The sequence below is a fragment of the Bifidobacterium canis genome (assembly GCF_009727065.1).
Taxonomy (GTDB): Bacteria; Actinomycetota; Actinomycetes; order Actinomycetales; family Bifidobacteriaceae; genus Bifidobacterium; species Bifidobacterium canis.
Window position 1 is genome coordinate 89,701 of sequence record NZ_WNLP01000005.1, and the last position, 17,344, is coordinate 107,044.

Below are 17,344 nucleotides of genomic sequence, written 5' to 3' on the forward strand. Positions count from 1 at the left end.
CATAAACGAAATCGCCCTCCCCGCACATCGGCTGGGAGGGCGATTCGTTTATCAACAGATCAGCGCGTTGTCTGCGTGTTGGTGCTGTTGTTGTTCGTAGTGGTGTTGTTGTTCGTCGTCGTACCGTTCGTTGTGCTGGTACTCGTACTGCCACCCATGTATTTGGCCACAGGTTGTCCGTAGTCGTTATCCATCGGCAGCTGCTTCTTGTCGGCGTAGATGTTCATCGCGTCTTTGAAGGCAGGCGCGGCGATTGTGGAACCATCCCAGTAGCCGTGGTAGTTGCCGTTGATGGCGATGTTCTCGATCGGGTGGTTCGTAGGATCCTGCACGTCGCCGACGAGCACGAACGTGGCGATCTGGTTCGGAATGAATCCGCCAGTGGTCACATACATGTTCTCGTTCGTACCGGTTTTCGCGAACGTCTTGCGCCCGTTGGCGAGCTGAGCCGCACCACCTGCACCGTCAGCTCTCACGACGCCTTGGTTCATCGCGTAGGCCAACGTTTGAATGATGTCTTTGTCAACGGCCTGATGGCAGTTGGCCTTCGGCACCTCAAGCTCCTTGCCGTCGGCGTTCGTGACCTTCTTCATCGCGATTGGCGTGCACTCCACACCGTTCGTGGCATAGGTGGCGAACACGTTCGCCATCGTCAATGGCGACACGGAGGTCGTACCACCGATCAACAGCGCCGGGTGCATCGAAATATCGCTGTACACGTCTTCCTGACCGATCTTCGCATTGTGGTAGCCCACGGCCTTCGCCGCATCAGCCACCGCGCACAAGCCGATCTTCGCGCCCATGGCGGCCATCGTCGTGTTGTGCGAACGCACCAAGCCGAGGAATGGGCTTTCCGGTGACGTCGTGCCGTTCGTCAATGCGTTGGTCACATGCCAGTTGTCAGTGCCGCCTGTGTAGCCGTTGCAGTTGAACTGGCTGGTCAGGTAGTCGGTTGGCGCCGCGAGCATCTCGTTGATCGAACGGCCCTTCTGCATCCATGCGATCAAGTTGATCGGCTTCCACGACGAACCGATCGCGAAGCCCTGGCCACCGCCGTCAACCTGATCAACGGCATAGTTCATCGAAGCCTTCGTCTGGTCTGTGGCCGCCGCATCGGTTGCATCGTAAGTGCGGTTGAGGCCGAAGCCAAGCACTTCGCCGGTGCCGGGCTTGACCGACGCCATCACGATTTCCATGCCACTGGAATCGTTGGCGGGAATGGTCGCGTTCGCCGTGTCCATCAACGCGTTGCTCGCATCGAGGTCGAGCGTCGTGACGATCTGCAGACCGCCCTCCTGCAGCAGCTTCTCACGCTCTTTCGCGGTCTTGCCGAATTCCGAGGAGTTCTCGATCTTGTGCACCACGTAGTCGCAGAAGAAGCCGGCGTTGTATTTCGCCGCCATACAGCCACGAGCCACAGTGGTGATGTGCAGCGTGTCTTTCAGCGGCGTATTCACCGCATCCTGATACTCCTTCTGCGTGATGAACCCTTGGTTCTTCATCAGTTCGAGCACAATGTTGCGCTGCTTCTCGGCCTCCGGCTGATTCTCTTCAATCGAAGGATCGTATTTCGACGGATTCTTCGTGATCATCGCGATCGTTGCAGCCTGCACGATGTTGAGCTTGTCGGCGGTCGTGTTGAAGTAGCGTTCCGCGGCGGCCTGCACGCCATACAGCGAATTCGAGCCGAACTGCGCGATGTTCAGGTAGCCCTGCAGAATCTCCTGCTTCGAATACTTCTTCTCCATCTGCACGGCGATCAGCATCTCGCGCATCTTACGCGCGATCGTGTCTTCCGTAGCATGGTATTCGGCGATCGGGTCGTCGTTCTCACGCGCCTGCGTTGCGAGCACGTTCTTCACATACTGCTGAGTCAGCGACGAACCGCCCTGCTGATCGCCGCCCTTCATGTATGTCTGTATGAATGCGCGCAGCACGCCCTGCACGTCGACGCCGGAGTGCTCCCAGAAGCGGCGGTCTTCGCGAGCGACGACCGCCTGCATCATCGGCTTTGAAATATCTTTCAGCGGCACGACTTCGCGGTTCTGCGCGTAGAACTCGGCGATAACCGTCTTGCCGTCGTTCGCATACATCGTGGATTTCTGCGGAAGATTCGTCACGTCGAAGTCGATGCCTTCAACCTGCATCGACGGGCTGACGGCCTTCGCAATCTGATTTGCCCCCATCACAGCGGGCAGGAAAAGCGCGCTCAAGGTCACGCCACCGCCGAGACATAGCGTAATAAAAGCTAGGGCGAGCGCGAGTATGCGCGCACCCGTCAGGTTCTTCTTCTTTTTGGGCATGGTTCTTATTCTATTGTTCCCGCTCTACCACGGAGCGTACTGTTTACAACACATTCGAGAAAGTCTCAAACAACGCTCAGTTGGTGTTCAGCAAGCATTCAAGTTCACATGCATATCACCGCGCGTACGCGTCGGTGTATGAGCGGCGACCATTCTATCGCATGCGCACAGCTCGCACAATACTCTTCAAAGAATTGTCAACAAGTGCAAACTGTGGAGCTCACGAACTCTCACAAACTCGCGTCAGCGCTGCGATCTGCGAATAAGCGCGCCCGGCTGGTAAATAATGATCGTTCTGCCTTCGCGCGCAATCCACCCTCTGTTCGCGAAGTCGGTCAGCGCCTTGTTCACCGTTTCGCGTGACGAGCCGACGAGCTGCGCCATCTCTTCCTGCGTCAGGTCGTGCGGCACCTGCAGACCGGCTTCCACCGGTTCACCGAAGCGCGACGCGAGGTTGAGCAGTGTCTTGGCAAGGCGTCCGGGTACGTCGGTGAACACGAGGTCGGCGATGTGCTCGTTGTTCGCGCGCATGCGGTTCGCCAGCACCTGCAGCATATCAACCGCGACGCGCGGGTATTTGTCAAGCCATGCGAACAGCGCGTCGTGGTCGAGCCACACCACTTGCGTGTCATTCACCATGGCGACGGCGTTCGCGGTGCGCGGGCCTCCCTCGGGGTCGAACACCGGAATCTCGCCCAATAATTCGCCGCGGGTCTGAATGCTGAGCAGCTGCACGCGCTTATCTGCGGACTGCCGTGTGAGTTTGACTCGCCCGGATTGAATGACATACATGCGCTGGTCGGTGTCGCCTTCGGTGAAAATGTATTCGCCTTTGTCGAAGACCTCGTGGCGCAGGTATGGGATGAGTTCCTTGGCTTGCTGTGGCGAAACCTGCTTGAACAACGCGGTTTCGAGCAGCGGGTTGCGCTGCGTCGCGTCTTGCTCATTCTCGGAGGTTTGCCCCATCGCCATTCCTTTCGATCGCCGAGTCAATACTCTAGAAACCTTAGTCGAAATGCTCAGCTTGCGCTAATCACCTCGCCCGCGTGAACATCGTCGGCACGCGCAGAATATGTTGCAGAATATATTGCAAACACTAGTGTTTCGCGCTGAACTCGCGCGCGGTGCGTTCCATTTGATTCACGATTCGCTCGCGCGACCAACTCGTCTGCGTGTTCATAGGATCCACGCGTTTGCTCGCTGATTTCACCGCTTTGTCTGACATCTTCTCCGCCGACACGCGCAGCACTTTCGACATTTTCTCGGTGTCGATGCCGTACGCCAGCGTGTCGTGGTGCAGCAGGCAACCCGGGTCGCCGGCGAAGCGACGCTCCGCAGCGCCGCCGATTTTGCCACGATCCGACGCGATGTCATTGAGTCCTGCATAGTGGGCGCTGATGCCGCAATCGGCGAGCGCTTTGATCAGCCACGCGTCGCACAGTTGGAAGCTTTGGCGCGCATCGAGTCCGTCGACGAAGCTCAACGGCGCATACAGCGAGAACGTGATCGTGTTCGCCGGTTCGATGAACATTGCGCCGCCGCCGGTGTCTCGGCGCACAATCTGAATTCCCTGCTCGCGCGCATATTCGAGATTCACTTCGTCTGCGATCGACTGGTATTTGCCGCACACCACCGCCGGCGCAGCCCAGTTCCAGAACCGCAGTGTGGGTGGTCGCTGCCCCGCAGCCACTTGCTCGGCCCACACTTTGTCTACGCGCATCTCTTCGGCGGGCATGCGCGGAATGTCCACGAATACTTCGAGTGAGAGCTGTGACCAGCGCCGAGCTATTTCTTCCGCGGAGATGAGCTGTTCGGCGCGCGCCGTGCCGGTTTGCGCGCGCTCGACTTGTTGTTTCACGCGCGTTTCACGAATCTGTTCGAAGGCTCGCTCCTGCTCGCGCGCATGCTCATTGGTCGTGCCGCTCAGCAACGCGCGCATAAAAGCCAACGCGATGGCTTCGCCGTTCACGCCGACGAGCACATCTGCCAGCACTGCGGTGAGACGATCTGCGAGCCGGCGATAATACGCGAAATATTCGTCGGCCTGCCAGTTCTCCCAGTCGCGCGGCAGATCCGCCAGCTGTTCGTTCAGTATCTGCTGTGCGCGGTCGAGCACTTCGCTCGACTCTTCCTCAAGGAAGAAGTCGCCGTCGATTATCGCCTGTGACTCATGGTGGTCGTGCTGCTGCACCGTCACGCGCACGAGTTTGCCGCCTGGAATTTTGACCTCGCCCTGCCCATACCGCGTATTCGGGCCAACATAGCTGTTGTTCACGCTGCTCACGCCTGTCAATATAGCATTCTCTTGTGTGAGTTCTCGCAAACAAAAGGCCGGCAGATGACTGTCGGCCCTATGCTTCGCGCATTACTTCAGTATTACTTCATTTGCGAAGTATTCTGCGCAATCAGTCCGCGAGTTCGACTCCGCGCGCATCGCGATGATGCTCGGTGCCGTAGTCGGCGGTCAGGATCTGAATGGCTTCGACGATCGACCAGATGAGCACGGCGATCGCGCCGATGCCGAAGGTCAGGCACGTGATCAGTACCTGTGCGATTGCCTTGCTGGTGAAACCGAGATAGAAGTTGTGCAGACCGAAGATGCCGAAGAAGAGGGCGAGCGCCGCCGCCACATATTTGTTGCGCGGAATGTAAGTCGATGGAACCTGCTGATATTGCGGCGCATACTGCGTGTAGCCGCCCTGCGCAGGCGTGTTCGCATACATCGTATTGTTCTGCGCCGCGTACTGGTTCTCCGTGTTCGCGTACGGGTTCGCATACGCATCTGCCTGCGGCATCTGCGCATTGTTGGCGTCATACTGCTGCTCTGGCGCGACGTTCACCGTGTTCTCCGGCGTCGCCGCGGCGTTGGGCTGCGTCGCACCGTTCGCGTTGCCGTACTGCGGCTGCTGCGGCTGGTATGCGTTCGGATCGCTCATGAGTGTTCTCCTTCTCAAGTGCTCTGTTGTGCGTATCTGACGGACTTCGTCTGATTTCAAAATCCTACAGTATGCACACTCTGTTCGCTCGCTTCATCTCGCCGCCGCTATGTCTGATTACTTATTATTCGCGGCAGCGCGGCAAACAAAAAGAGGCCGGAGAACCGACCTCTTTCATGCATTGTGTTGCTAAACGGAACGCTCAGTCAACGTAGACCGGGCCATACTCCGACGGCACGTGCGTCGTGGCGATGTATGGGCCAGCGGTTGGACGAGCATAGGTCTGGAAACCATTGCTGAAGTTGAATGGTGCCTCTTCGTTGCAGTTGCAGCACATAATGTCCTCTTTTCTATTCGCGCTTACGCGCTTGTCGAACATCGGCGAATACCAACATAAGGCATTCGTTCGTCGGGCAATAGTTTACAAGCGAGCCAAGATGTCGCGGCCCACTTCGTCGGTCGAGCGTGGCGTCGAACCGTTTTCGGCGATGTCGAGTTCCACGGCGGCGTCGATGCGCGCGGCGGCATCGTCGAATCCGAGGTGACGCAGCAGCATGGCGGCGGAGAGAATCGCAGCGGTTGGATTGGCGATGCCCTTGCCTGCGATGTCGGGCGCCGAACCGTGGATCGGCTCGAACATCGACGGGTATTCGTTGGAGGCGTTGATGCAACCGGATGCCGAATAGCCCACGCCGCCCACGACTGCGCCAGCTTCGTCAGTGAGGATGTCGCCGAACAGGTTGTCGGTCAGAATCACGTCGAAGCGGGACGGCTCGGTGACCATGTATATCGTCGCCGCGTCGATATGGCAGTAGTCATGCGTGACCTCTGGGTATTCCTCGCCAACCTTGTTGACGATGTTCTGCCACATATCGCCAGCGTTGACGAGCACGTTCTTCTTGTGCACGAGCGTCACATGCTTGCGGCGCTTCATCGCGAGCTCAAATGCGTAGCGCACCACGCGCTCGACGCCATACGCGGTGTTGATCGACACCTCGGTGGCCACCTCATGCTCGGTGCCACGGCGAATCGCGCCGCCCGCACCGCAGTAGAGGCCTTCGGTGCCTTCGCGCACCACTACGAAGTCGATCTCACCCGGATTCGCCAATGGCGACGTGACTCCCGGGTAGAGCTTCGACGGGCGCAAGTTCACATATTGGTCAAGCGCGAATCGCAATTTGAGCAGCAAACCACGTTCCAGAATTCCGGCCTTGATGCGCGGGTCGCCCACCGCTCCGAGCAGAATCGCATCGGTGCCCTTGATGCGTTCGAGGTCTTCGTCAGGAAGAATCTCGCCGTCACGCAGATAGCGTTCCGCACCGAGATCGAAGTTCTCGTAATCGAATGCCGCAACGCCTTCTGTGGCCTTTTCCAAAGCCCGCTGTGCCCAAGGCGTCACTTCCTTGCCGATGCCGTCGCCTGGAATGACGGCGATTGTGTATTGCTGTGCAGTTTCTGTCATACGAAGCAGACTACCCGCGCTCACATGGCCGAAAAGTGCGCCGTTCAATTCTTGGACAATCGCCATCTAATATTTCACATATTGAGACCATCCATGAACACACGCCATTTTGCCGTCCCATCCACCTTTGCCAGCCCATCCACTTTTGCCGTTTACGCACCCAGATTCGCCGTTTCTACACAGTTTTTCACCAAAATATATGCAAAAACGTCAAAACCAGGTTCCACAACGGCAAAACCAGCACACTTTTGCCGTTAATACATCTGGATTTGCCGTTAATACATAGGTTTTAACCAAATTATGTGCCAAAACAGCAAAACCGGATTCCAGAACGGCAAAACCAAATTCCAAAACAGCAAAAGGGTGCTGAGCCGGCAATGACAATGCCAAAACAGCAAAGCTAAGTGTCAGAACAGCAAAACCATCCGTCAGAACGGCAAAACCAGCACGCTTTTGCCGTTCTGACACCTAGATTTGACGTTAACGCAGCTAGTTTTGCCGTTAACACACACAAATCAGCTGATTTCCATGCGAAAACGGCAAAACAAAGCGACAAAACAGCAAATCAGCGGGTGAGGCCCATGCAGGAGAGCACCCAGGCGTTCTCGGAACAGATTTGCCGCCACTGCTTGTAGCGCCCGCTGATGCCACCATGCCCGGCTTCGTTTTCGATGCGGATGATCGCATCCAGCCCCGCCGACTGCAATCTCGCCACCCACTTCAGAGGTTCGACCACCATGACGCGTGAATCGTTCATCGATGTGGTGATGAAGATCTTCGGGAACGCGGTCACTTCACGGCCGTCGGGCCAATGCGCAACTGTGGAACCGGATTCGCTCTTGCTCACCGATGGAAGCGGCGCGTTCTCGTATGGCGAATACGACTTCATGTAGCGATACGTTGCCGCATCGTGCAGCGGATCTCCCCACTCGTCCCATTCGGTCACGGTGAGCGGCAGCGACGGATCGAGGATCGTCGTCAACGCATCGACGAATGGCACGTCGGCTTCAATGCCTGCGAAGCGGTCAGGTGCCATGTTCGCGACGGCGCCCATCAGCAGGCCTCCTGCCGAACCGCCGTTCGCCACCGTGCGCGCGACGTCTGCCATGCCGCAATCCTGCACTGCACGGGTCACGTCGATGAAGTCTTCGAATGTATGCTTCTTGTTGAGCCTGCGCCCCATCTCATACCACGCACGCCCCATTTCGCCGCCTCCACGCACATGCGGCACCACGTAGAGCACCCCACGGTCGAGCATGCTCAGGCGAGACACCGAGAATCCCGGGTCCGAGCTGATCTCGTACGCCCCGTAGCCGATCACGAACGTCGGCATGTTGGTGTGCGGCACATCACGCCGGTAGACGAGCGACGCCGGCACTTGCTCACCGTCGCGTGCCGTCACCCAAATGCGACGCTCCACGTAGTTGCGCGCATCGAAGTCACCGAGCACTTTGGCGCGGCGCAGCAACACGTCTTCGCCGGTGTTCGGGTCGAGTTCACGCAGTTCACCCGGGCGCGTGTAGCTCGTCACCATGTAGCGCATGCGAGGTGCTTCATAACTCGGGTTGCCCGCCGTGCCGATCGAATAGAGTCGCGCGGCGCTTCCCGCGAATCCCTGCAGGCAATGCGGATTGATCGCTTCATCAGCATTGTTCGCATCGTGCTTCGCGCGCACGTCCCAATCGCCGTCGAGTTCGGGCACTGCGACTTCACTGAACTGCCACGGGCGATTGTTCAGGAAGTCTTGCGTCGCCTGCTTTTTCGACATGACCGCCAAATGCGTCAAACCATCTGCGCGATACGACAACGCGACGAAATGCTTATGCAAGGCGATGCCCTCGATGGCGAGGCCGCGTGCTCCCTGCAGAATCTCCGGGTTACGCGGATCGCTGTATGGCGTACCGACCGGCAGCTGCGATGCACCCGCGATAACCGCGTCGCCGTCTTCGCTGCCATATGGCGAACCGGAAGCGATGCACACGCCGTCACCGATCGCGTACGGCGCGGCATACTTACTCATGTCGATGACGTCGATTTCGAAATTCGGATTGTTCGCATTGTGGTAGACGATCGCTACCGGCAGATCGCCGCCATCCGCGCCAGCTCCCTCGAACGTGGCGAAACTGACGTCATATTCCAAGCCCTCATGCCGTGGAATGAACGGCGTGAACTCGCCTTCGGGGTCGCTCACCGGCAGCATGAGCACTTCGCTCGTCGTTTTCGAACCGGTGCCGATCACCAGATGTTTCTCATCGAAGGAGACGCCGATGCCCACCCAGAACTTCTCGTCGAGTTCGCGATACACTTCAACGTCGTCGCTCACCGGCGTACCGACTTTGTGGCGTTTGATCAGATACGGGCGCTGCGCTTCGTCGAGCAGTGTGTAGAACACGTAGCGTGCATCCGGCGTGAAGCATGCGCCGCAGATGCCGTTCAGCTCGTCGGGCAGCATTTCGCCGGTGTTGATGTTGCGGATGCGGAAATCGTAGCGTTCGTCGCCGCTGGTGTCGACGCCGAACAGCAGCCATTGGCCGTCTTTGCTGATATCCATGCCGCCGATCTGGAAGAAGTCGTGACCTTCGGCTTCCACGTTCGCGTCGATCACGACTTGCTCGCCGGGGATTTCGCCCGGCGCGTCATCGGCGTTGATCTGCGGCGACGTCCAATCGGCCGGATCGCTCACCTTCATGCGGCATTGCGTGCCGTATTGCTTGCCCTCTTGCGTGCGCGCGTAATACCAGTAGCCGTCCATGCGCGTCGGCACCGACATATCGGTTTCCTGAATATGCGATTTGAACTCGTCGAACAGCGTGTCTGTCAGCCCGTTCAACGGTGCCATGCGCGCGTCCGTGTATGCATTCTCCTCACGCACGAACTGCTGCACGTCGCTGGACTGCTTGTTACGCAGCCATTCAAAGGGGTCGATGAAAACGTCGTTATGAAACACTCGCTCGTGTGGCACTTGCTTGGCCACCGGCGGCTTCGGGAAAGATTGCGATTTGCTCATTTGGGCGAAATTATACGCGCCCGATCGAATCGACACGACCACCTAGCTGCTGTTAAACAGCAGCACAATTCGATCGGATGCGATCAGACGAATTGCTGCAAATACGGCAGCATCGTCTTCATGATGTTCGCGCCGGTCGTGCCGGTGAACACCGGCACATCGGTCACTGGAATCGGCTGGGTCGTCGAGAATCCCGACACCGTGCCGAAACTGCCGGATGATTCGCGCGGAGACAGCTGGCGGATGCCGATGGCGAGGATGCGCCCTGGGTAACGCTTCGCGATCTGCGCGTAGGTGGTGGGGTCTTTCTGCCCGTCGTCGCCGATCAGAATGAACTTCATGTCGGAGAAGTCTTCCATCAGCTGTTCGGCGTATTCGAGCTTGTGCTGCACGCCGGATGGCACGAAGGTCTTTGGTCGTGGGTCGAGGTCGCGCAGCAGCAGCGCACCGTCGGGGAACCCGTAGTCGATCAGGAAGTTGCGGATCGAGCTCTCCACGTTCCACGGCGACGTCGACAGGTAGAAGAACGGAGCGCCTGGGAACATGGCCTGAATCTTGTTGAACATCACGGCCATGCCCGGCACCGAGGCGCGCTTGTGCGGGCTCAGGAACAGCATGTTGTAGGCGCCTTCCACAAGGTCGGCACCTGCGTCACCATAACCGTGTCGTCGACGTCGGAGATCACGCCCACTTTCGCCGTGCTCGGAATCGTGAACAGTTCGGCCTGCACCGGCTTGCGATGCTTGACGGTGCAGCTGAACGTGTGCACGCCGGGGTCGAGATGATGCTCGGCGAGCAGGTCGAGGTAGCCGGACGAATCGGAGACGGAATAGTCCATCGTCACCGTTTTCGTCGGATCCATGCGGTCATAGACTTCCATCGTGCCGACCTGCACCGTTTTGAGTGCCACGCCGTCGATGTCGATGCGCACCGGCTCGCCCGGCGACGGCACTTCGAGCATGGCGTGGATGCCGCGCATAGGCGTGTGGGGCTTCGCATGCTCGGGCGCATAGATAGTGCGGCACACCAGTCGCGAATACTCCTGCGTGCCATAGCCCACATATGGTTTCACCGATGGATACCAGTTGAGCTGCTTGGCCATCACCGTCGACATCTTGATCCAGATGCCGAATACGAACGTGATCGATTTGCGCAGCACGCGTTTGATCGAACTGATCAGACGCGGATTGCGTGTCAGCGAGCGAATCGAGCGCGGCTGCGCGTTCGAGGCCGACAGCGATCCCAACGGCACTGCGACCGTGGGCATGTCGTCGCTCGACGTCGCCGCCGACGTGGTGCGCAATGCGACGGCCGGCGCGTGCCACGTTTGCTCCGGCGCCTCTTCGATTTCGCTGTCGGCGGCTCCGGCGACCACGCGCGGCTCGATCTGCTGCTCCTGCTGCTCCACCGCCAGATCGGATTGCGGCGCGAGTTCGCTCTCGCCCGCTCGCTTCGCTTGCTCGCGTTCCACCTGCGCCAACGCGTTCTCGAGGATACGCTTGGTGTTCTTCAGCTCGCGTTCCGACCTGTCTCGATATGGCATGCCGTCTCTCCCACGCTCTCTCTGATCAGTGATCAGTGATTCTGTGATCTATGATTCCGTGATCTATTATTCGCTACTTCTGTTGTGCGATGAACTGCGAATATTCGTGCGCTGTGAGCATATCTGGCTCGTCATCGTCGAGTTCGATTTTGACGATCCACCCTTCGCCATATGGGTCGTCGTTGATGACCGCGCCATCATCTTCGGTTTCGGTGTTCACATAGCGCACCACACCGGCGACGGGGCTGATCATCGGCTCGACCGCTTTCGCGGACTCGATCTGCACGATTTCGTCGCCCGCTTCGACGCGGGTGCCGACTTCCGGCAGATCTACGAACACGATGTTGCCCATCTTATTCGCCGCGAATTCGGTGATGCCCAACGTAGCCGGAGTCACCGAGTCGTCGAGCCACACATGGTCATGCGAATACTGCAGAAAATCAGGCACATCGAGCTGTGCATTCTGTTGCGAGTCCGCCATAGTATCCTCCAAAAATTATTCGTGGTATTCGTCACTTCAGATCAATCGATCTGACGCCCGTACCATTCCTCGATCATAACGCGCGCGATTGTCGCTTTGCCCGGCACTTCGATTTCGCCGGTGACCATCAGGTCGGTGAATTCGTCGCGCGTCACCCACCGTGCCGCGTTCACTTCGTCGCCGTCCACGTGAATGTTGTTGCTCAACGCCTGCGCTTTGAAGCCCATCATCAGCGAGAACGGGAACGGCCACGGCTGCGAGCCCAAGTATTTCACTTCGCCGATGCGAATGCCCGTCTCTTCCTCGGTTTCTCTGCGGCACGCGTGTTCGAGGTTCTCGCCCGCCTCCACAAAACCGGCTGAGATGGAGAACAGGTTGCCTTTCCATGTGCGGTTGTGCTGCAACAGCAGGCGGTCTTTCGAATCGACGACCGTGCAGATGATCGCCGGTTCCACGCGCGGGAACAGAATGCGATTATTGTCGCCGCCGTTCGTGCAACGCTGCGCCCAGCCCGACATCGCGGTTTCGGTCGGGTATCCGCACGATGGGCAATGATGCTGGGAGTTCTGCCAGTTGGCGAGCGAGAGCATCGTGACCGCCTGGCCGACTTCGCGTGAGCTGGCATGCGGTGCGAAGGCGCGCAGATCAACCCAGTCGAATCGCGTGATGGCCTGCTCGAGCACGCTCGATTCCTGTGAGGACTCGCGCGAATCGAGATCATCTTCGAACGCCGCATCTACCGTGCCGCCTGATTGTTGCGCGCGTTCCATCGCCGAGCTCATCTGCGGGCCTTCGGGCAGTGCGCTCAAGTCGATGGCGACCGCGTGCTCGTCGTGTGCGCCACGGTAGCAACCCAGATACATGGCGATGACGCCTTTCGGCGCAGAACGCAGCGCGCGAGCCGCATACGAGCCCGGCAACGCAGCCAAACGCATGCGCGAGTTCGACAATTGCAGCAGATTGTGCTGGCCGAACGGCACCGCTACCCTACCGTTGCGGCACAGCAGCACGCGTGTGGACGGCAGTTGCAACGTCTGCTCGATGAGCTGAGGATCGTCTCGACGATCCACCTGATAGTCGATGTCTCCCTGCACAAGCGGCAGATATGGCAATGCTTGGGTCAAGGCAAGTGGTGCGAACATCGTCACTCCTTCGCAATCACATCGGCGGTGGCGGCGCTCGGGTCGGCTGCGGCTGCAGCCGGTACGCGGGCGACGAGATCATGCAGTGCGCGGGCCACCGTTTCGGGGTGCTCCCATGCGCTGAAATGACCGCAATTCTCGATTTGCGTCATCACCACGGTCGTATTCGTCATCTGCTCGGCGAGCGGTCTCATCACCGCCGGCGAGCTCGACGGATCTTCCTCACCGCAGATCACAGCCGCAGGAGCGGTGATCTTGGCGAATTGATCGTTTAAATCGGGGCGCGCGGCCGCCATGTGCTCACGCCATGCGATGCCGTTCGGTTGCTGTTCGCGAATCCACTCGCTGAACTGGTTGATGTAGGCGTCTGATTTCTTGATGCTCGAATCGCCCTCATGCACATCGACGAAGAACATCACAGGATCACAGGTCTGCTTCTTCACGCATTCCTCGGCAATGGCGATGCGTGAAGCGTGCGCCTTGGCGGAATCGGCGTCACCCTTCGTGTCGAGCAGCGCCAAGCCAGCCACCGTTTCGGGGTGGCGGCGCTGAATGTCAAGCGCCACGTAACCGCCCATCGACAGCCCAGCCCAGATCGCCTGACTGTAACCAGCATCTTGAACAAGCTGCACATAAGCGTCGGCGATCAAATCCAAACCGTCAGGCAGCGAGCCGTCGGCGTTCTCGCGGCCACTGCGTGCGGCGTCGGGCACAGGGCTCTGCCCAGCACCCGGCATGTCGGCGCCCAAATCGGGTATTGCACCAACTCCTGTGCGTCACTGAGCTCCATAAGCACCATTGCGCAACGCTGCCACATGCGCGAATCCACGGGAAAACCATGAATGAGCACCAGCGGAATCCCCTGCCCCTCGCGCAGCACGTGGTTCGCAATAATCGGCAAATCAGCCGTCATACTTTCTCTTCCTCTCCCCTGCACAATCAATCACAGAAATTCAGTCGAAATCAATCACAGATTCATCCACGCCAGCGCCTGCCGCACAATCGTGTCGTGCCCGTCGTTCATCTGCGCCAAGAACTCGTTCAGCTTGTCGCCGTGCGTATCAACCCACTCCACGTCGAGCGTCTCATCCTGCGGCTTGCAATCACCGGCGATCGCGATCACATAGCACAGTGCAATCGCATGCTGGCGCGAATCGTAATACGGCGAAACCCCGGGAGTCGGGAAGAACTCGGCAACGGTGAACGGCGTCAGCGTCTGCGGCAGCACCGGCAGCGCGAGCTCGCCGAGATCGCGCGAAATATTGCGGGCGATCGCCTCACGAATCGACTCGTGGTAGAGCACGCGGCCGGCGACCAGCGCGCGCTCGACGATCGACTGGTCGTTCGCCACGCGCAGCAGCGAACCGATCTGCGTCACGCGCCCGAAGTCATCGACACGCACCGGCACTATCTCCACATACGGAATCGGCACAAGCCCGCGCAAACGCTGTATTTCATCGGCGTCAAGCCAGCCGGGAGGATTGTTCCCCGTGCCACGCGTGATGTCTTCGGGCGTGATGTGGTCGAACTCGCCACGTGAACGCCCCGCATCGAAATCGTCGTCATCGGGCACTTCATCATTCAAGACTCGCATATAAGTATTATGTCTCGCCTTGCCAACGAATACTCACCGCGCGTTGCCCTGCGCGCAACACAGCACGCGCGCCGAAGAGCGGAAAGTTACACCGCAAGCGTATTCGCACAATATGCGGAACAAAACAGCGAACTTCGTGTTGTATGTCAGTAGGACGCGCTGACCCGAGTCCACATTTCCCCGGACGTAAGGAGCACAATATGGCAGTTCAAGAAATGACTTCCGCGGATTTCGAGCAAGCAGTCACCGGCAACGAGCTGGCACTGTTCGATTTCTACGCAACATGGTGCGGCCCGTGCAAGGCATTCGGCCCGATTTTCGACAAGGCATCTGACGCGAATCCCGACATGTTCTTCGGCAGAATCGACATCGACAAGAACCAGGATCTCGCGAACGCCGCGAACATCCAGGCGGTGCCGACGCTGATGATCGTGAAGAAAGGCCACGTGATCTATCAGGAAGCCGGCGCTCTGCGCGCGGCTGACTTGGACGATCTCATCTCGCAGGCGAAGGCGCTCGACGTTGACGCGGCGCTCGCCGAAGCCAAGGCAGACGGTGCTGATCAGAACGAATTGCTCGAAGAACAGGAACAATAATTAAGTAATACTTCTCTCCTCCATGAATACGAGGCGCATGCTACGGCATGCGCCTCTTTTGTTTTCTTTTCGCGAAAATATTGAAATATATGCCAACACGAACGGCACATGCGCGTCAATAGGCGCGCTGGTATGCGCCTTTCTGCGCCAATAGATGAATGTGTGGACGTGGTGACACATTCACGGTTCCTGTGGCAAAACAGCCGCAACCGGCGTATACTTGCGAACAGTATGTGTTGAAGACGCCCGGTCTGGCACACCGCACACATACCACGCTATGTTTTGTCTAGGTAGTTTGAGTAGCGAAGGCATCAGCATTATCCGCGAATACTTAGGAGAAGAATGGCACACCATAGCAAGCACACCGCACCTACGCTGCGCTCGTTGAGCAAGCGCCAGTGGATTCGCATCTCCGCTGCCATCGCGTCGGTGAGTCTTGTAGTGGCCGGAGTCGTTGCGACCCGCAGTATCTACTCATCTCAAACTCAGGCCGGGCCAACGGCGACTTCGACCGCATATTCCATCACCGACGAACACGCAGCCTCCCGTGGCAATGCGCGTGAAGCGTTGAACGACTCCAACACGTCGTATGTCAACGTGAAGATCAACGGTGAGTCGCGCGTCGTGCTTGGCCAGGATTTCACCAACGTGAAGTCTGTGCTCGACGCCGGCGACATCACGCTCGAACCGGGCGACGAAGTGTCTCCGTCGCTCACCAGCAAGGTCACCGAATCCACGACGATCACGATCACTCGCAAGGGTGCGAAGGTTGAGACTGAAGAGTCGAAGATTCCATTCAACACCGTGAAGAAAGAGGATCCTTCACTGCCAAAGGGCACTGAGAAGGTGCAGACCGAAGGACAGGAAGGCATTCTCGAGAAGACGAATCTCGTCACTCGTTCTGGCGACAAGGTGATCTCGTCGAACACGTTCGCCTCTTATGTGAAGAAGGCGCCTGTTGAAAAGGTGATCCTCGTCGGCACTGGCTCCACCGAGTCGAGCTCGTCCAGCAGCTCGAGCTCCTCCAGCTCATCTTCCGCCGCTTCCAGCATCGGCACCACGACTCCTGTCGGCGACATGCAGCAGTGGGCGCACGACTACCTGCTTTCGAATGGCTACAGCGAGGCGGACTTCACCGCCACCGTCTACATCATCAGCCACGAGTCCGGCTGGAATGTGAGCGCCACGAACCCGAGCTCCGGTGCATACGGCCTTCCACAGGCTCTGCCGGGCAACAAGATGTCTTCGCACGGCTCCGACTGGCAGTCGAATTACCAGACGCAGCTCAAGTGGTTCTGGGACTACTGCAAGGGCCGCTACGGTTCGATTCAGGGTGCATACAGCTACTGGCTGGCAAATCACTGCTACTGATCTCTGCTAGCAGATAATCACTCTGATTGGGGAGTCATCCACTGTGGTGACTCCCCAATTTCGTATATGCCACCAAAATTTGAGTTATGCGAGCAACAATATTTCATTCTTCTGAACAAAATAAATGGGGTGTGACATAATCACACCCCAATATCTGCAAGCACTGAGTCGTTGCGCGTTACCTGCGTTTCAGTCGTTGGAAGCGGCCTTCTGACCCTTCTTGCGACCGCGCTTCTTCATCACGCCCTGCTCGGCAGTACCCAAGTTGAACACCAGCATATTGTCGCTGGCAATCCACGTACCCTTGAGCTGAGCGTAGGCTTCCTGATCGTCAGCGACTTCCGGGAAATCAAAATAAGGTTCCATGGCATCGAGCACGAACTGCATGCTCAACGTGACCGATGCGGTGGTCTTACCCGGCACGAAGAACGGGATGGCGTTCGGATTGCTTTCCTCGCAAGGCTTGAACGCGAACTGCTTGCTGCTTGGGTTGATGAGGAATTCAATGAATTCCGGACGGCCGAGCTCCAGCACCGCGTTCTTGTTGAGACGCACATATTTGCGCGTGACGGTGAGAACGGAACGGCCAGAGGCGGTGTTTGGGCTAACGACTTCGAATCCCTGAAGAGACGACATATACAAACTTCCTTACGTCGACAAGCGGGCATTTATTTTCTTTACTTACTAAATCAACAAAATTTAGCTACTTGTATAACATAACATAATGTGCGAATTATTCTACACAAGATTCCTATTTTGTTTAAAATATCACGTATTTTGCAGTTAACAGTTCAAGTTTTATGCTCAAGCTAAAACAGTTATATATTTCTCTGGTTTTTGTATAAAAACGGCTGTGGCCGCACGCAATATTTCTGCGTGCGGCCACAGCCGGTTGCTATGCCATTGTTG

General features: G+C 57.9%; 14 protein-coding genes and 2 pseudogenes. 2 read left to right on the forward strand and 14 right to left on the reverse strand.

What is annotated here, in order from left to right:
- Nucleotides 1–59: 59 nt before the first annotated feature.
- The 13 genes and pseudogenes from GSD1FS_RS05690 to GSD1FS_RS05745 form a co-directional block, all read right to left on the reverse strand.
- Nucleotides 60–2,303 (reverse strand): transglycosylase domain-containing protein, encoded by a 2,244-nt coding sequence (locus GSD1FS_RS05690; RefSeq protein WP_155588773.1) that lies wholly within the window; start codon nucleotides 2,301–2,303, stop codon nucleotides 60–62.
- A 243-nt stretch (nucleotides 2,304–2,546) separates the two neighbouring features.
- A complete protein-coding gene (locus GSD1FS_RS05695; protein ID WP_155588774.1) occupies nucleotides 2,547–3,269 on the reverse strand; it encodes a Crp/Fnr family transcriptional regulator in 723 nt (240 codons plus the stop codon).
- Between the two features lie 130 nt (nucleotides 3,270–3,399).
- Nucleotides 3,400–4,587 (reverse strand): lipoate--protein ligase family protein, encoded by a 1,188-nt coding sequence (locus GSD1FS_RS05700; protein ID WP_343030219.1) that lies wholly within the window; start codon nucleotides 4,585–4,587, stop codon nucleotides 3,400–3,402.
- A gap of 121 nt (nucleotides 4,588–4,708) precedes the next feature.
- A complete protein-coding gene (locus GSD1FS_RS05705; protein ID WP_246165912.1) occupies nucleotides 4,709–5,239 on the reverse strand; it encodes a TM2 domain-containing protein in 531 nt (176 codons plus the stop codon).
- 202 nt (nucleotides 5,240–5,441) lie between these two features.
- Complete coding sequence (locus tag GSD1FS_RS10145; RefSeq protein ID WP_281349838.1) at nucleotides 5,442–5,576, reverse strand: hypothetical protein; 135 nt, start codon at nucleotides 5,574–5,576, stop codon at nucleotides 5,442–5,444.
- A gap of 84 nt (nucleotides 5,577–5,660) precedes the next feature.
- Nucleotides 5,661–6,701 (reverse strand): 3-isopropylmalate dehydrogenase, encoded by a 1,041-nt coding sequence (locus tag GSD1FS_RS05710; protein WP_155588776.1) that lies wholly within the window; start codon nucleotides 6,699–6,701, stop codon nucleotides 5,661–5,663.
- A gap of 210 nt (nucleotides 6,702–6,911) precedes the next feature.
- Nucleotides 6,912–7,169, reverse strand: coding sequence for a hypothetical protein (locus GSD1FS_RS05715; RefSeq protein ID WP_155588777.1), 258 nt, complete (start codon nucleotides 7,167–7,169; stop codon nucleotides 6,912–6,914).
- Nucleotides 7,170–7,266: 97 nt separating this feature from the next.
- Nucleotides 7,267–9,708, reverse strand: coding sequence for a S9 family peptidase (locus GSD1FS_RS05720; protein ID WP_155588778.1), 2,442 nt, complete (start codon nucleotides 9,706–9,708; stop codon nucleotides 7,267–7,269).
- An 83-nt stretch (nucleotides 9,709–9,791) separates the two neighbouring features.
- Nucleotides 9,792–11,251, reverse strand: a pseudogene (locus GSD1FS_RS05725) (App1 family protein phosphatidate phosphatase).
- Between the two features lie 73 nt (nucleotides 11,252–11,324).
- Complete coding sequence (gene gcvH, locus GSD1FS_RS05730) at nucleotides 11,325–11,732, reverse strand: glycine cleavage system protein GcvH (protein ID WP_155588779.1); 408 nt, start codon at nucleotides 11,730–11,732, stop codon at nucleotides 11,325–11,327.
- Nucleotides 11,733–11,773: 41 nt separating this feature from the next.
- Nucleotides 11,774–12,874 carry an NAD(+) diphosphatase gene (nudC, locus tag GSD1FS_RS05735; protein WP_155588780.1) on the reverse strand — a complete coding sequence of 367 codons (1,101 nt, stop codon included), beginning with the start codon at nucleotides 12,872–12,874 and terminating at the stop codon, nucleotides 11,774–11,776.
- Between the two features lie 2 nt (nucleotides 12,875–12,876).
- A pseudogene (locus GSD1FS_RS05740) lies at nucleotides 12,877–13,787 on the reverse strand (alpha/beta fold hydrolase).
- A 54-nt stretch (nucleotides 13,788–13,841) separates the two neighbouring features.
- Nucleotides 13,842–14,468 carry a DUF4916 domain-containing protein gene (locus GSD1FS_RS05745; RefSeq protein WP_155588781.1) on the reverse strand — a complete coding sequence of 209 codons (627 nt, stop codon included), beginning with the start codon at nucleotides 14,466–14,468 and terminating at the stop codon, nucleotides 13,842–13,844.
- Nucleotides 14,469–14,668: 200 nt separating this feature from the next.
- Here GSD1FS_RS05745 and GSD1FS_RS05750 point away from each other — a divergent pair, with 200 nt between their 5' ends.
- Both GSD1FS_RS05750 and GSD1FS_RS05755 read left to right on the forward strand, forming a co-directional pair.
- Complete coding sequence (locus GSD1FS_RS05750) at nucleotides 14,669–15,064, forward strand: thioredoxin family protein (RefSeq protein WP_155588782.1); 396 nt, start codon at nucleotides 14,669–14,671, stop codon at nucleotides 15,062–15,064.
- Between the two features lie 342 nt (nucleotides 15,065–15,406).
- Complete coding sequence (locus GSD1FS_RS05755) at nucleotides 15,407–16,435, forward strand: resuscitation-promoting factor (RefSeq protein WP_155588783.1); 1,029 nt, start codon at nucleotides 15,407–15,409, stop codon at nucleotides 16,433–16,435.
- 189 nt (nucleotides 16,436–16,624) lie between these two features.
- Here the strand turns inward: GSD1FS_RS05755 and GSD1FS_RS05760 are convergent, their stop codons facing one another.
- Entirely contained in the window at nucleotides 16,625–17,071 is a 447-nt protein-coding gene (locus GSD1FS_RS05760; protein ID WP_155588784.1) for a hypothetical protein, read from the reverse strand.
- Nucleotides 17,072–17,344: the final 273 nt, after the last annotated feature.